Annotated in this window: 11 protein-coding genes and 1 tRNA gene; all 12 read left to right on the forward strand. The window is 63.5% G+C overall.

Annotated elements, in window-relative coordinates; all coding sequences use genetic code 11:
* Window positions 1-116 (forward strand): EF-Tu C-terminal domain-related protein (locus tag ACSFCA_RS35005; protein WP_475539687.1); only part of this gene is annotated, 116 nt, incomplete at its 5' end.
* A gap of 21 nt (window positions 117-137) precedes the next feature.
* Window positions 138-213: transfer RNA gene (locus ACSFCA_RS35010), tRNA-Trp, on the forward strand.
* A gap of 104 nt (window positions 214-317) precedes the next feature.
* Window positions 318-701, forward strand: coding sequence for a preprotein translocase subunit SecE (gene secE / locus ACSFCA_RS35015; protein ID WP_093057178.1), 384 nt, complete (start codon window positions 318-320; stop codon window positions 699-701).
* Window positions 702-1,322 (forward strand): transcription termination/antitermination protein NusG, encoded by a 621-nt coding sequence (gene nusG / locus ACSFCA_RS35020; protein WP_256217011.1) that lies wholly within the window; start codon window positions 702-704, stop codon window positions 1,320-1,322. It begins immediately after the preceding gene.
* A gap of 143 nt (window positions 1,323-1,465) precedes the next feature.
* Entirely contained in the window at window positions 1,466-1,897 is a 432-nt protein-coding gene (gene rplK, locus ACSFCA_RS35025; RefSeq protein ID WP_007831051.1) for a 50S ribosomal protein L11, read from the forward strand.
* Window positions 1,898-2,596, forward strand: coding sequence for a 50S ribosomal protein L1 (gene rplA / locus ACSFCA_RS35030; protein WP_093057179.1), 699 nt, complete (start codon window positions 1,898-1,900; stop codon window positions 2,594-2,596). It begins immediately after the preceding gene.
* Between the two features lie 245 nt (window positions 2,597-2,841).
* Complete coding sequence (gene rplJ / locus ACSFCA_RS35035) at window positions 2,842-3,378, forward strand: 50S ribosomal protein L10 (protein ID WP_093057180.1); 537 nt, start codon at window positions 2,842-2,844, stop codon at window positions 3,376-3,378.
* Between the two features lie 43 nt (window positions 3,379-3,421).
* Window positions 3,422-3,796 (forward strand): 50S ribosomal protein L7/L12, encoded by a 375-nt coding sequence (rplL, locus tag ACSFCA_RS35040; protein WP_093057181.1) that lies wholly within the window; start codon window positions 3,422-3,424, stop codon window positions 3,794-3,796.
* Between the two features lie 294 nt (window positions 3,797-4,090).
* Window positions 4,091-8,215 (forward strand): DNA-directed RNA polymerase subunit beta, encoded by a 4,125-nt coding sequence (gene rpoB / locus ACSFCA_RS35045; protein ID WP_093057182.1) that lies wholly within the window; start codon window positions 4,091-4,093, stop codon window positions 8,213-8,215.
* A gap of 21 nt (window positions 8,216-8,236) precedes the next feature.
* Window positions 8,237-12,472: a DNA-directed RNA polymerase subunit beta' gene (rpoC, locus tag ACSFCA_RS35050; protein ID WP_093057183.1), complete on the forward strand. Its 4,236-nt coding sequence runs from the start codon at window positions 8,237-8,239 to the stop codon at window positions 12,470-12,472.
* Between the two features lie 102 nt (window positions 12,473-12,574).
* Entirely contained in the window at window positions 12,575-13,183 is a 609-nt protein-coding gene (locus tag ACSFCA_RS35055) for a LemA family protein (RefSeq protein ID WP_093057184.1), read from the forward strand.
* 80 nt (window positions 13,184-13,263) lie between these two features.
* Window positions 13,264-14,652, forward strand: a complete 1,389-nt coding sequence (gene rsmB, locus ACSFCA_RS35060; RefSeq protein ID WP_375338423.1) for a 16S rRNA (cytosine(967)-C(5))-methyltransferase RsmB — start codon at window positions 13,264-13,266, stop codon at window positions 14,650-14,652.
* The last annotated feature ends 37 nt before the right edge of the window (window positions 14,653-14,689 follow it).

Raw genomic sequence — 14,689 nt, forward strand, 5'->3', positions numbered from 1 at the left:
GCATCACCGTCAAGCTGATCAACCCGATCGCGATGGAAGAAGGCCTGCGCTTCGCCATCCGTGAAGGCGGCCGTACCGTGGGTTCGGGCGTCGTGGCCAAGATCCTCGACATCTAAGTCGGGCGCAAAGAGTACCGGAGGGGTATAGCTCAATTGGCAGAGCGTCGGTCTCCAAAACCGAAGGTTGTAGGTTCGATTCCTACTGCCCCTGCCACTTAGGTGGCACTCCGAAAAAAGCCCGTCGCGTCCCGACGGGCTTCGGCGTCTCAAGAGACGCATTGAATTGAAGGCCTCAGGGTCACAGGAAATCAGCCAAACATGGCCACTTCTCAAATCGAAACCGTGAGCACCGGCGCTGACAAGGCCAAACTGGCCGTGGCTGTCGTACTGGCAGTGGGCGCTATCGTGGCGTTCTATCTGCTGTCGCGCCAAGGCTCGCTGGTGCAATGGGCTGCGCTGCTGGTCGGCTTGGCCGCGGCGGTGGCTGCCTTCGGCAGTTCGGAGAATGGCCGTCAGTTGTGGGCCTTCGGCCGCGACTCGTGGCGCGAGGTCAAGAAGGTCGTCTGGCCGACCCGCAAGGAAGCGATGCAGATGACGGCTTATGTGTTCGCCTTCGTGGCGATCATGTCCGTCTTCCTCTGGCTCACCGACAAGACGCTCGAATGGGTGTTTTTCGACCTCATTCTGGGCTGGAGAAAATAAATGACCGCTGATCCAGTGAATGCAGTTGAAACCACGCCGGGCGCACCAGAGGAAGAAAACACCTCGGTGCTGGCTCCCGCCGCCAACCCAGATCTGCGTTGGTACGTGGTGCATGCCTATTCGGGCATGGAGAAGGCTGTCGAGCGAAACATCACTGAGCGCATCAATCGCGCCGGCATGCAGGACAAGTTCGGCCGCATCCTGGTTCCGACCGAAGAAGTGGTTGAAATCAAGAACGGCCAGAAGCGCACCACCGAGCGCCGCTTCTTTCCGGGCTACGTGCTGGTCGAAATGATCATGGACGACGAGAGCTGGCACCTGGTGAAGCACACCAATAAGGTGACGGGTTTCGTGGGCGGCGCCAAGAACCGTCCTGCCCCGATCTCGCAGAAAGAGGTCGAGGATATCGTCAGCCAGATGCAGCAGGGCACCGAGAAGCCGCGCCACAAGGTCGAGTTCACCGTTGGCGAATTCGTGCGCGTCAAGGAAGGCCCATTCACCGATTTCAACGGCACTGTCGAAGAAGTCAACTACGAGAAGAGCAAGGTCAGCGTGTCGGTCATGATTTTCGGCCGCGCGACGCCTGTGGAGCTCGAATTCAGCCAGGTCGAGAAGACCTGACGACCCGCCGGCCTTCGGGTCGGCGTTACTGTTTCCGGCTGCGCGTTGTCCGACTCGGCGCGCGGCCTTGATCGAAGAGTCGTTTAACCCCGGGGAGCCGCGGCCGCAAGCCAAGGCGATATCACCCGCAAGGAGCAAATAGCATGGCGAAAAAAATCGTCGGCTTCATCAAGCTGCAAGTGCCAGCTGGTAAGGCCAACCCGTCCCCGCCGATCGGTCCCGCACTCGGTCAGCGCGGTCTGAACATCATGGAGTTCTGCAAGGCGTTCAACGCGCAAACCCAAGGCGTCGAGCCGGGTCTGCCGCTGCCGGTGGTCATCACCGCGTTCGCTGACAAGAGCTTCACCTTCATCATCAAGACGCCCCCGGCGATCACCTTGATCAAGAAGGCCATCAAGCTGGAAAAGGGCTCGGCCCGTCCGCACACCGACAAGGTCGGCAAGATCACGCGCGCCCAGCTCGAAGAAATCGCCAAGGCCAAGATGAAGGACCTGACTGCCGCCGACCTCGACGCAGCAGTTCGTACCATCGCCGGCTCGGCCCGCTCGATGGGCGTGAATGTGGAGGGCGTGTAAATGTCCAAGATCACCAAGAAGCAGAAGTCGCTCGAAGGCAAGGTCGACAGCAACAAGCTGTACCCGCTGGTTGACGCGATCACCATCGTCAAGGAAGCCGCCACCGCCAAGTTCGACGAATCGATCGACGTGGCCGTGCAACTCGGCATCGATGCGAAGAAGTCTGATCAGGTTGTGCGTGGCGCCGTCGTGCTGCCCAACGGCACCGGCAAGACCAAGCGCGTCGCCGTGTTCGCCCAAGGCGCCAAGGCTGAAGAAGCCAAGGCCGCCGGTGCCGACATCGTCGGCATGGACGACCTGGCTGCCATGGTCAAGGCTGGCGACATGCCTTTCGACGTCGTGATCGCCGCCCCTGACGCCATGCGCGTCGTCGGTACGCTCGGCCAGATCCTCGGCCCGCGCGGCCTGATGCCCAACCCGAAGGTTGGCACGGTGACCCCGGACGTCGCCACGGCCGTGAAGAACGCCAAGGCTGGCCAGGTTCAGTTCCGCGTCGACAAGGCCGGCATCGTGCACGGCACGATCGGCCGTCGCTCGTTCGACAACGACAAGCTGCAGGGCAACCTCGCTGCGCTGATCGACGCTCTGGTCAAGGCCAAGCCCGCGACCAGCAAGGGCGTGTACCTGCGCAAGGTGGCTGTGTCGTCGACCATGGGTCTGGGTGTCCGCGTGGACACGCAAACCATCTCGGCGAGCTAAAGAGATTTGCTCCGCCCGAAAGGGTGGGGCGAATGTGGTGGGTCGCGGCAACTCCGGTTGCCGCGGGCCATCCAAGACCGCTGGTGTGCAGGGTGCTGCACTTAATCGCCGGACCTTCCCGTCAGGCAATCAGCGCAGATGGCGATCCCGCTGCAAGGAATTTGATTTTTGTTCCGAAACAGTTGGTCGCTGCATGAAGCGCGATCCCAGGCCCCGGCCGAAGATCGCATTAAAAGGAGTAGACCTTGAGTCTGAATCGCAGTGAGAAAGAAGCGGTCATCAGTGATGTGACCAGCCTCGCCGCAAAAGCTCAAACGCTCGTGATGGCGGAATACCGTGGCATCACGGTGGCCGATATGACCAAACTGCGCAACGAAGCGCGCAGCAAGGGTGTGAGCCTGAGTGTTCTGAAGAACACCCTGGCCCGCCGTGCTGTCGCTGGTAGCCCGTTTGAGATTGTTGGCGACCAGATGACCGGTCCGCTGATCTACGGCTTCTCCGAAGACGCTGTGGCCGCCGCCAAGGTGGTGGCCGATTTCGCGAAGACCAACGACAAGCTGGTCATTCGCGGCGGCGCCTTCGGTGGCAAGGCCCTGGACGTCGACGGCGTGAAGCAACTGGCCAACATCCCTTCGAAGGAAGTGCTGCTGGCGCAATTGCTGGGCTTGATGCAATCCCCGATCTCTCGTACCGCCCGCGTGCTCGCGGCGCTGGCCGAGAAGCGCGGTGGTGGCGAAGCTGCACCCGTTGCCGATGCACCGGCAGAAGCGCAGGCCGCTTGAGCCCCGCGTTTGAAATATTCAACCCAATTGTTAGGAAACAAAAATGGCATTCGATAAAGACGCATTTCTGACCGCGCTCGACAGCATGACGGTCCTGGAACTCAACGACCTGGTGAAAGCCATCGAAGAGAAGTTCGGCGTGAGCGCCGCTGCAATGTCGGCTCCGGCCGCCGGTGGTGGCGCAGCCGCTGCTGTGGTCGAAGAAAAGACCGAATTCAATGTCGTGCTGGCTGACGTCGGCGCGAACAAGGTGTCGGTCATCAAGGCTGTGCGCGAAATCACCGGCCTGGGCCTCAAGGAAGCCAAGGATCTGGTGGAAGCCGCTCCCAAGGCTGTCAAGGAAGGCCTGTCGAAGGCTGACGCTGACGCTGCCAAGAAGAAGCTGGAAGAAGCCGGCGCCAAGGTGGAACTGAAGTAATTCAGACCCCCTGGAGGGCTGGAGGCGCCTGAAAAGGCCCTCCAGCCTTTGCCGCTTTCAGAGCGCACCCAAAAGCCGGCTCGTTGCCGGCTTTCCCGGAGACCTTCAGGTCGACGGAAAAGCCAAAACGAGACGTTTTTTGAGTGTCTTCTGACCCCGACTGCAGAAGACCCCTTGGTTCGGGCGATGTGCAACGCATCGCTGTCCGCCAACGGCTGGTAGTGGCCAGCCGCCAAGCAGTGGTGCCTCGGCACTGCTGACAAGTCGCTGAAGATCTCAAGCACCGGAGCTCTCATGGCCCAATCGTCCGCGTACAGTTACACCGAACGCAAGCGCATCCGAAAAAGTTTCGGCAATCGCGACAGCGTCGTCGAAATTCCCTACCTGCTGCAGATGCAGAAAGACGCGTACACCGCGTTCCTGCAAGCCGGCATTCCCCCGAAACAACGCACCGTCGAAGGCCTGCAGGCCGCGTTCGACGCCGCCTTCCCGATCGTCTCGCACAACGGTTTCGTCGAGATGAAGTTCCTCGAGTACAACCTGGCGAAGCCGGCGTTCGACGTGCGTGAGTGCCAGACCCGTGGTCTGACCTTCGCCTCGGCCGTGCGCGCCAAGGTCCAGCTCATCATCTATGACCGCGAGTCGTCGACCTCGCAGTCGAAGGTGGTCAAGGAAGTGAAGGAACAAGAGGTCTACATGGGCGAAGTGCCGCTCATGACCGAAAAGGGTTCGTTCATCATCAACGGCACGGAACGCGTGATCGTCTCGCAGCTGCATCGTTCGCCTGGCGTGTTCTTCGAACACGACAAGGGCAAGACGCACAGCTCGGGCAAGCTGCTGTTCTCGGCCCGCGTGATTCCCTACCGCGGTTCGTGGCTCGACTTCGAGTTCGACCCGAAGGACATGTTGTACTTCCGCGTGGACCGTCGCCGCAAGATGCCGGTCACGATCCTGCTGAAGGCCATTGGCCTGAACCCGGAATCGATCCTCGCGAACTTCTTCGTGAACGACAACTTCCGCCTGATGGACAGCGGCGCGCAGATGGAGTTCGTCTCCGAGCGCCTGCGCGGCGAAGTCGCGCGCTTCGACATCACCGACAAGTCGGGCAAGGTCGTGGTCGCCAAGGACAAGCGCGTTACGGCGCGCCACACGCGTGAGCTCGAGCAGGGCGGCACCACGCACATCAGCGTGCCGGAAGACTTCCTGATCGGCCGCGTGATCGCACGCAACATCGTCGACGCCGACTCCGGCGAAATCCTGGCCAAGGCCAACGACGAGCTGACCGAAGCGCTGCTGAAGAAGCTGCGCACGGCCGGCGTGCAAGACGTGCAGGTGATCTACACGAACGAACTCGACCAGGGCGCGTACATCTCGCAGACCCTGCGCATCGACGAAACCGTGGACGAATTCGCCGCCCGCGTGGCCATCTACCGCATGATGCGCCCCGGCGAGCCGCCGACGGAAGACGCTGTGCAGGCCCTGTTCCAGCGCCTGTTCTACAACCCGGACACGTACGACCTGTCGCGCGTCGGCCGCATGAAGTTCAACGCCAAGGTCGGCCGCGACGAATCGACCGGCCCGATGGTGCTGACCAACGAAGACATCCTGGCCGTGGTCAAGATCCTCGTCGACCTGCGCAACGGCAACGGCGAAGTCGACGACATCGACCACCTGGGCAACCGCCGCGTGCGTTGCGTGGGCGAACTGGCCGAAAACCAGTACCGCACCGGCCTGGCACGTATCGAGAAGGCCGTGAAGGAACGTCTGGGTCAAGCGGAGCAAGAGCCGCTGATGCCGCACGACCTGATCAACAGCAAGCCGATCTCGGCTGCGCTGAAGGAATTCTTCGGCGCCTCGCAGCTGTCGCAGTTCATGGACCAGACGAACCCGCTGTCCGAAATCACCCACAAACGCCGCGTGTCGGCCCTTGGCCCGGGTGGTCTGACGCGTGAACGTGCAGGCTTCGAAGTGCGCGACGTGCACGTGACCCACTACGGCCGCGTGTGCCCGATCGAAACGCCTGAAGGCCCGAACATCGGCCTGATCAACTCGCTGGCCCTGTACGCCCGCCTGAACGAATACGGCTTCATCGAGACGCCGTACCGTCGCGTGATCGACAGCAAGGTCACGATGGACATCGACTACCTGTCGGCCATCGAAGAAGGCAAGTACGTCATCGCCCAGGCCAACGCGGCCCTGGACAAGGACGGCAAGCTGACCGGCGACCTGGTCTCGGCGCGTGAAGCCGGCGAATCGATCCTGGTCGGTGCCGAACGCATCCAGTACATGGACGTGTCGCCCGCGCAGATCGTGTCGGTGGCCGCATCGCTCGTGCCGTTCCTCGAGCACGACGACGCGAACCGCGCGTTGATGGGCGCCAACATGCAGCGCCAGGCCGTGCCTGTGCTGCGCCCCGAGAAGCCGATGGTCGGCACCGGTATCGAGCGCGTCTCCGCGGTCGACTCCGGCACTGTGGTCACGGCCACCCGCGGCGGTATCGTCGACTACGTCGATGCGACCCGTGTCGTGGTGCGCGTGAACGACGCCGAAGCGGCTGCCGGTGAAGTCGGTGTGGACATCTACAACCTGATCAAGTATCAGCGTTCGAACCAGAACACCAACATCCACCAGCGTCCCATCGTCAAGCGCGGCGACAAGATCGCCAAGGGCGACGTGGTGGCCGACGGTGCATCGACCGACCTCGGCGAACTGGCCCTCGGCCAGAACATGCTGATCGCGTTCATGCCGTGGAACGGCTACAACTTCGAAGACTCGATCCTGATCTCGGAACGCGTCGTCGCCGAAGACCGCTACACCTCGATCCACATCGAGGAACTGGTGGTGATGGCTCGCGACACGAAGCTGGGCGCCGAAGAAATCACGCGCGACATCCCGAACCTGGCCGAGCAGCAGCTCAACCGCCTCGACGAATCCGGCATCATTTATGTCGGCGCCGAAGTGCAGCCGGGCGACACGCTGGTGGGCAAGGTCACGCCGAAGGGCGAGACCACGCTGACGCCTGAAGAGAAGCTGCTTCGCGCCATCTTCGGCGAGAAGGCTTCCGATGTGAAGGACACCTCGCTGCGTGTGGATCAGGGCTCGCAAGGCACCGTGATCGACGTGCAGGTGTTCACCCGCGAAGGCATCACGCGCGACAAGCGCGCCCAGCAGATCATCGACGACGAGCTCAAGCGCTTCCGCCTCGACCTGAACGACCAGCTTCGCATCGTCGAAGCCGACGCGTTCGACCGTATCGAGAAGCTGCTGACGGGCAAGGTCGCCAACGGCGGCCCGAACAAGCTGGCCAAGGGCACCAAGCTCGACAAGGCCTACCTGTCGTCGGTCGAGAAGTTCCACTGGTTCGACATCCGCCCGGCGGAAGACGAAGTGGCTTCGCAGCTCGAGTCGATCAAGAACTCGCTGGAGCAGACGCGCCACAGCTTCGACCTCGCGTTCGAAGAAAAGCGCAAGAAGCTCACGCAGGGCGACGAGCTGCCCGCGGGCGTGCTCAAGATGGTCAAGGTCTACCTGGCCGTCAAGCGCCGCCTGCAACCCGGCGATAAGATGGCCGGCCGCCACGGCAACAAGGGTGTGGTGTCGAAGATCGTTCCGGTCGAAGACATGCCCCACATGGCCGACGGCACGCCGTGCGACATCTGCCTGAACCCGCTGGGCGTGCCTTCGCGGATGAACGTGGGCCAGGTGCTCGAGGTGCATCTGGGCTGGGCCGGCAAGGGCATCGGCCAGCGCATCGGTGACCTGCTGCAGCAAGAGGCCAAGGTGGCCGAGCTGCGCAAGTTCATGGAGCAGCTGTACAACGGTTCGGGCCGCCAGGAAAACATCAGCTCGCTGAACGACACCGAACTGCTCGAAATGGCAGCGAACCTGCAGAACGGCGCGACCTTCGCGACGCCTGTGTTCGACGGTGCTTCGGAAGAAGAAATCCGCGGCATGCTGAAGCTCGCCTACCCGGACGACATCGCAAAGCTCAAGGGCCTGACCGATACGCGCACGCAGGCGTACCTGTTCGACGGCCGCACCGGCGACCAGTTCGAGCGTCCCGTCACCGTCGGCTACATGCACTTCCTGAAGCTGCATCACCTGGTCGACGACAAGATGCACGCGCGCTCCACCGGCCCGTACTCGCTCGTCACGCAGCAACCGCTGGGCGGCAAGGCGCAGTTCGGCGGCCAGCGTTTCGGGGAAATGGAAGTGTGGGCGCTGGAAGCTTACGGCGCCGCCTACGTCCTGCAGGAAATGCTGACCGTGAAGTCCGACGACGTGCAAGGCCGTACCAAGGTGTACGAAAGCATCGTCAAGGGCGAGCACTCGATCGAAGCCGGCATGCCGGAATCGTTCAACGTGCTGGTCAAGGAAATTCGTTCGCTGGGCCTCGACATCGAGCTCGAGCGTTCTTAATTTGAAAAGGGAAAGAGTCTTATGAAATCGCTACTCGACCTGTTCAAGCAATTCACGCCTGATGAGCATTTCGATGCCATCAAGATCGGCATGGCTTCGCCCGAGAAGATCCGTTCGTGGTCTTTCGGCGAGGTGAAGAAGCCCGAGACGATCAACTACCGCACGTTCAAGCCCGAGCGCGACGGTCTCTTCTGCGCCAAGATCTTCGGCCCCATCAAGGACTACGAGTGCCTGTGCGGCAAGTACAAGCGCCTGAAGCACCGCGGCGTGATCTGCGAGAAGTGCGGCGTTGAAGTCACGCAGACCAAGGTGCGTCGCGAGCGCATGGGTCACATCGACCTGGCCGCGCCCTGCGCCCACATCTGGTTCCTGAAATCGCTGCCGTCGCGCCTGGGCCTCGTGCTCGACATGACGCTGCGCGACATCGAACGCGTGCTGTATTTCGAAGCCTACGTGATCACCGACCCCGGCATGACCCCGCTGAAGAAGTTCGGCATCATGTCCGAGGACGACTACGACGCGAAGCGCAAGGAATACGGTGACGAATTCGTCGCCAAGATGGGCGCCGAAGGCATCAAGGACCTGCTCGAAGGCATCGAACTCGACAGCGAGATCGAACGCCTGCGCGGCGACCTGACCGGCTCCGAAGTCAAGGTCAAGAAGAACTCCAAGCGCCTGAAGGTGCTGGAAGCCTTCCGCAAGTCGGGCATCAAGCCCGAGTGGATGGTGCTCGACGTGCTGCCCGTGCTGCCGCCGGACCTGCGTCCGCTGGTGCCGCTGGACGGCGGCCGCTTCGCGACCTCCGACCTGAACGACCTGTATCGCCGCGTCATCAACCGCAATTCGCGTCTGCGCCGCCTGCTGGAGCTGAAGGCTCCGGAAATCATCGCGCGCAACGAAAAGCGGATGCTGCAGGAAGCCGTCGACTCGCTGCTGGACAACGGCCGCCGTGGCAAGGCCATGACGGGCGCCAACAAGCGCGCGCTGAAGTCGCTGGCCGACATGATCAAGGGCAAGAGCGGCCGCTTCCGCCAGAATCTGCTGGGCAAGCGCGTCGACTACTCGGGCCGTTCGGTCATCGTGGTGGGCCCGACGCTCAAGCTGCACCAGTGCGGCCTGCCGAAGCTGATGGCGCTCGAGCTGTTCAAGCCCTTCATCTTCTCGCGCCTCGAAGCCATGGGCATCGCGACCACGATCAAGGCTGCCAAGAAGGAAGTCGAATCGGGCACGCCGGTGGTCTGGGACATCCTGGAAGAGGTCATCAAGGAGCACCCGGTCATGCTGAACCGCGCTCCGACGCTGCACCGTCTGGGCATCCAGGCCTTCGAACCCATCCTGATCGAAGGCAAGGCCATCCAGCTGCACCCGCTCGTCTGCGCGGCATTCAACGCCGACTTCGACGGCGACCAGATGGCTGTTCACGTGCCGCTGTCGGTGGAAGCGCAAATGGAAGCCCGCACGCTGATGCTGGCCTCCAACAACGTGCTGTTCCCGGCTTCGGGCGAACCGTCGATCGTTCCTTCGCAGGACGTGGTGCTGGGTCTGTACTACACGACCCGCGACCGCATCAACGGCAAGGGCGAGGGCCTGATCTTCTCCGACATCGGTGAAGTGCAGCGCGCGCTCGACGCCAACGAAGTCGAACTCACCGCCAAGGTGGCAGTGCGCATCACGGAATACACCAAGAACAAGGAAACCGGCGAATTCACGCCGTCGACCTCGCTCGTGGACACCACCGTGGGCCGTGCCCTGCTGTCCGAGATCCTGCCGAAGGGCCTGCCGTTCTCGAACATCAACAAGGCGCTGAAGAAGAAGGAAATCTCCAAGCTCATCAACGTCTCGTTCCGCAAGTGCGGCCTGAAAGAGACCGTCGTGTTCGCCGACAAGCTGCTGCAAAACGGCTTCCGTCTGGCGACCAAGGCCGGTATCTCGATTGCCATCGACGACATGCTGGTGCCCGCTGAGAAGCACGGCATCATCGAGCGCTCCGCCAAGGAAGTGAAGGAGATCGAGCAGCAGTACGTGTCCGGTCTGGTGACCTCCGGCGAACGCTACAACAAGGTGGTGGACATCTGGGGCAAGGCCGGCGACGAAGTGTCGAAGGTCATGATGGCCAAGCTGTCGAAGCAGCGCGTCATCGACCGCCACGGCAAGGAAGTCGAGCAGGAGTCCTTCAACTCGATCTACATGATGGCCGACTCGGGCGCCCGCGGTTCCGCGGCCCAGATTCGCCAGGTGGCCGGTATGCGGGGCCTGATGGCCAAGCCGGACGGCTCGATCATCGAGACGCCCATTACCGCGAACTTCCGCGAAGGCCTGAACGTGCTGGAGTACTTCATCTCCACCCACGGTGCCCGTAAGGGTCTGGCCGACACGGCGCTGAAGACGGCGAACTCGGGCTACCTGACCCGTCGTCTGGTCGACGTGACGCAAGACCTGGTCGTGACCGAGCAGGACTGCGGCACCCACGGCGGCTACCTGATGCGCGCCATCGTCGAAGGCGGTGAAGTGATCGAGTCGCTGCGCGACCGTATCCTCGGCCGCTCGGCTGCAGACGACGTGCTGCACCCGGAAAACCGCTCGGTGCTGCTGAAGGCCGGCGAGATGTTCGACGAAGACAACATCGAAGCGCTGGAAGCGCAAGGCGTCGACGAGGTCAAGGTCCGCACCGCGCTGACCTGCGAAACCCGCTTCGGCATCTGCGCGACCTGCTACGGACGCGACCTGGGCCGCGGCGGCCTGATCAACATCGGCGAAGCAGTCGGTGTGATCGCTGCGCAGTCCATTGGCGAACCCGGCACGCAGCTGACGATGCGTACCTTCCACATCGGTGGTGCCGCTTCGCGCGCTGCCATCGCTTCGAGCGTGGAAGCCAAGTCGAACGGCTCGATCGGCTTCAACGCCACGATGCGCTACGTGACCAACAGCAAGGGCGAGCTGGTCGTGATTTCGCGTTCGGGCGAGATCGTCATTCATGACGAGCACGGCCGTGAGCGCGAACGCCATAAGGTGCCGTACGGCGCGACCCTGACGGTCAAGGCCGACCAGCAGATCAAGGCCGGTCACGTGCTTGCCAACTGGGATCCGCTGACGCGCCCGATCATTACCGAGTTCGCCGGCAAGACGCAGTTCGAAAACGTCGAGGAAGGCCTCACGGTTGCGAAGCAGGTGGACGAAGTGACCGGTCTGTCGACCCTGGTCGTGATCGACCCGAAGCGCCGCGGCGCTGCCAAGGTCGTGCGCCCGCAGGTGAAGCTCATCGACGCCTCCGGCGCCGAAGTGAAGATCCCGGGCACCGACCACTCGGTGACGATCGGCTTCCCGATCGGCGCACTGGTCCAGATCCGTGACGGTCAGGACGTGGGCCCCGGCGAAGTGCTGGCGCGTATTCCGGTCGAAGGCCAGAAGACCCGCGACATTACCGGCGGTCTGCCGCGCGTTGCCGAGCTGTTCGAAGCCCGTTCGCCGAAGGACAAGGGCATGCTGGCTGAAATGACCGGCACCGTGTCGTTCGGCAAGGAAACGAAGGGCAAGATCCGCCTGCAGATCACCGATCCGGAAGGCACCGTCTGGGAAGACCTCGTGCCGAAGGAAAAGAACATCCTGGTGCACGAAGGCCAGGTGGTGAACAAGGGCGAATCCGTGGTCGACGGCCCGGCGGACCCGCAGGACATCCTGCGCCTGCTGGGTTCGGAAGAACTGGCGCGCTACATCGTGGACGAAGTGCAGGACGTGTACCGCCTGCAGGGTGTGAAGATCAACGACAAGCACATCGAGGTGATCGTTCGCCAGATGCTGCGCCGCGTCGTGGTCGACAACATCGGCGACACGAGCTACATCTCCGGCGAACAGGTCGAACGCAGCGAAATGCTCAACACCAACGACGCCCTGCGCGCCGACGGCAAGATCCCCGCTACGTTCACCAACCTGCTGCTGGGTATCACGAAGGCGTCGCTGTCGACCGACTCGTTCATCTCGGCTGCTTCGTTCCAGGAAACGACGCGCGTGCTGACCGAAGCCGCGATCATGGGCAAGCGCGACGAGCTGCGCGGCCTGAAGGAAAACGTCATCGTCGGCCGCCTGATCCCCGCAGGCACCGGCATGGCTTACCACCAGGCCCGCAAGGTCAAGGACGCCATGGACGAAGCCGAGCGCCGCGCCATCGCCGAATCGGAAGCTGCCGAACTGGCAGGCTCCGCCGACAGCGATGCAGCCGCCAGCACGGCTGACGCCAGCGAAGGCGCCGCGACCGAATAACTCGGTAGCATCACCGGCCATGACCGGTACACCACGCCCCCCGACCGCTTCCGGTTGGGGGGCGTTTTTCTTTGTGTTTTCAATGATGAGGCGTTGTCGTCGATGAGCGTATTGCCCGAATCGCTGACCAGCTGGATCGTGATCGCGGTCCTGCTGTTCTGGTTTGTCGGTGCCTACAACCGGCTGGTGCGTTTGCGCGCGGCCGTGCTGCAGGCCTACGGCCTGCTCGATGCGGCCCTGGGCAAGCAGCTCGATTTCGTGCAGGCCAGCATCACGGCTGCGCCACCAGTGGAAGCGTCGCCAACGGGTGAATCGCTGTCATCCATCGCGCCATTGCAGGCTGCGACCACCCAGCTCGCGACCCTGCTCGGCGCGACCCGGCTGCACCCGCTGGACACTGGCGTCATGGCCGCGCTGGCTACCGCGCTGCAGGTGTGGATCAATGCGTGGCGGCGCCAGCACCCGGACGATGTGACGGTGTTCGACGCCGATGGCACGCTGTCGCGGCCGGCGCAACTGCAGCCCGGGACCGAGGCCACGGTGCCCAGCGCCATCGAGCCGATCGCATGGCCCGAGCCTTCGGCCGCGGCGGAGATCGCGCGCAGCCAGTTCAACCAGGCGGTGGGGCACTACAACGCTGCGATCGCGCAGTTTCCGGCGCTGCTGGTGGCATGGGCCGTGCGTCTGCGTCCGGCCGCTCCGCTGCTCTGAGTTCGGCGCCCGGCGCGGTTCTTTCTTCTTTCCATTGCGCGGCGTCCGGCTTTACGGTCGCCCGTTACCATCGCCCCAACTTGTCAGAACTACCTTCCGATCCTTCCTCCGGCAGCAACAACGGTGCGCCGTCGCTGCAGCCCCCGCTCTGGCGCCAACTGCAACTGACCGCGGTGGCGCTGGCGTCGATTCGCGCCGGCACCTCGGGCTCGGTTGCCTTCGAGGCGGTCGAGCCTTCGCTGCGCCCCGGCGTGCAGGCGCTCGGCTTCCAGGTGCTGCGCTGGCTCGGCCGCGCCGAGGCCTTGCGCCGTCACCTGGCCAAGCGCACGCCGCCGCCGCTGCCCGATGCCCTGCTGTGCACCGCGCTGGCACTGGCGTGGGACAGCGAACGTGCACCCTACGAACCTTTCACGCTGGTCGACCAGGCCGTCGAGGCTGCCAAGCGCAACCCGGCCACGCGGGCGCAGGCCAGCTTCATCAACGCCTGTCTGCGGCGCTTTTTGCGTGAGCGCGACGAGCTCGTGGCCGCCACCGACACAGAACCCGTCGCGCAATGGAACCACCCGCGCTGGTGGATCGAGCGCCTCAAGCGCGACCATCCGCGCGACTGGCAGCGGGTGCTGGCCGCCGACAACGCGCAGGCGCCGATGACGCTGCGGGTCAACGCCCAGAAATCGACCGTGGCTTCCTATCTGGCGGAGCTTGAAGCCGTCGGTCTCGGTGCGACACGCGTGGGCCTCAGCGGCCTGCAGCTGACGCGCGCACGTCCCGTGCAGCAGCTGCCCGGTTTTGCCGATGGCGCCAGCTCGGTGCAGGACTCCGCCGCGCAGATGGCCGCACCGCTGCTGCTCGAAGGCCTCTTGCCGACGAAGCCGGGTGCTGCGGCGCCGCTGCGCGTGCTCGATGCCTGCGCCGCCCCCGGTGGCAAGACCGCGCACCTGCTCGAAATGGCTGCCCCCGGGGCCATCGACGTGACCGCCCTGGAAGTCGATGCCGTCCGCAGCCGCCGCATCGACGAAACCCTGGCCCGCATCGGCCTCAGTGCCAAGGTGCTCGTCGCCGACGCGGGGCGTCCGGACCAATGGTGGGACGGCACACCCTTCGACGCCATCCTGCTCGACGCGCCATGCACCGCATCGGGCATCGTGCGGCGCCATCCCGATGTGCGCTGGCTGCGCCGCGAAAGCGATACGGCCCAGCTCGCAGCCCAGCAGGCCGCCCTCCTGGCCGCGCTCTGGCCGCTGGTGCGGCCCGGCGGCCGGCTTCTTTACTGCACCTGCTCCGTGTTCCGCGAAGAGGGTTCGCAACAAATTGATGCGTTTCTTGTACACAACACCGACGCACGATTGCTGCCATCGCCGGGCCATTTGCTGCCCCAAAGCGGGTCGAATGCCCGTGGCGTCCCGGACAATCCCTCTGGTGACCACGACGGTTTCTTCTACGCCCTGCTTGAGAAGCGCCCGCACTGAACGGCGCTGGCCGGCCTTGCTGGCCGTCCTGCTCTGG

The organism is Variovorax multivorans (genome assembly GCF_051216835.1).
Lineage (GTDB): Bacteria > Pseudomonadota > Gammaproteobacteria > Burkholderiales > Burkholderiaceae_C > Variovorax.

Bases quoted from the DNA above. Each gene is read 5' to 3' on its own strand.
- secE (WP_093057178.1), top strand. From the start codon at position 318: ATGGCCACTTCTCAAATCGAAACCGTGAGCACCGGCGCTGACAAGGCC.
- nusG (WP_256217011.1), top strand. From the start codon at position 702: ATGACCGCTGATCCAGTGAATGCAGTTGAAACCACGCCGGGCGCACCA.
- rplK (WP_007831051.1), top strand. From the start codon at position 1,466: ATGGCGAAAAAAATCGTCGGCTTCATCAAGCTGCAAGTGCCAGCTGGT.
- rplA (WP_093057179.1), top strand. From the start codon at position 1,898: ATGTCCAAGATCACCAAGAAGCAGAAGTCGCTCGAAGGCAAGGTCGAC.
- rplL (WP_093057181.1), top strand. From the start codon at position 3,422: ATGGCATTCGATAAAGACGCATTTCTGACCGCGCTCGACAGCATGACG.
- rpoB (WP_093057182.1), top strand. From the start codon at position 4,091: ATGGCCCAATCGTCCGCGTACAGTTACACCGAACGCAAGCGCATCCGA.
- rpoC (WP_093057183.1), top strand. From the start codon at position 8,237: ATGAAATCGCTACTCGACCTGTTCAAGCAATTCACGCCTGATGAGCAT.
- ACSFCA_RS35055 (WP_093057184.1), top strand. From the start codon at position 12,575: ATGAGCGTATTGCCCGAATCGCTGACCAGCTGGATCGTGATCGCGGTC.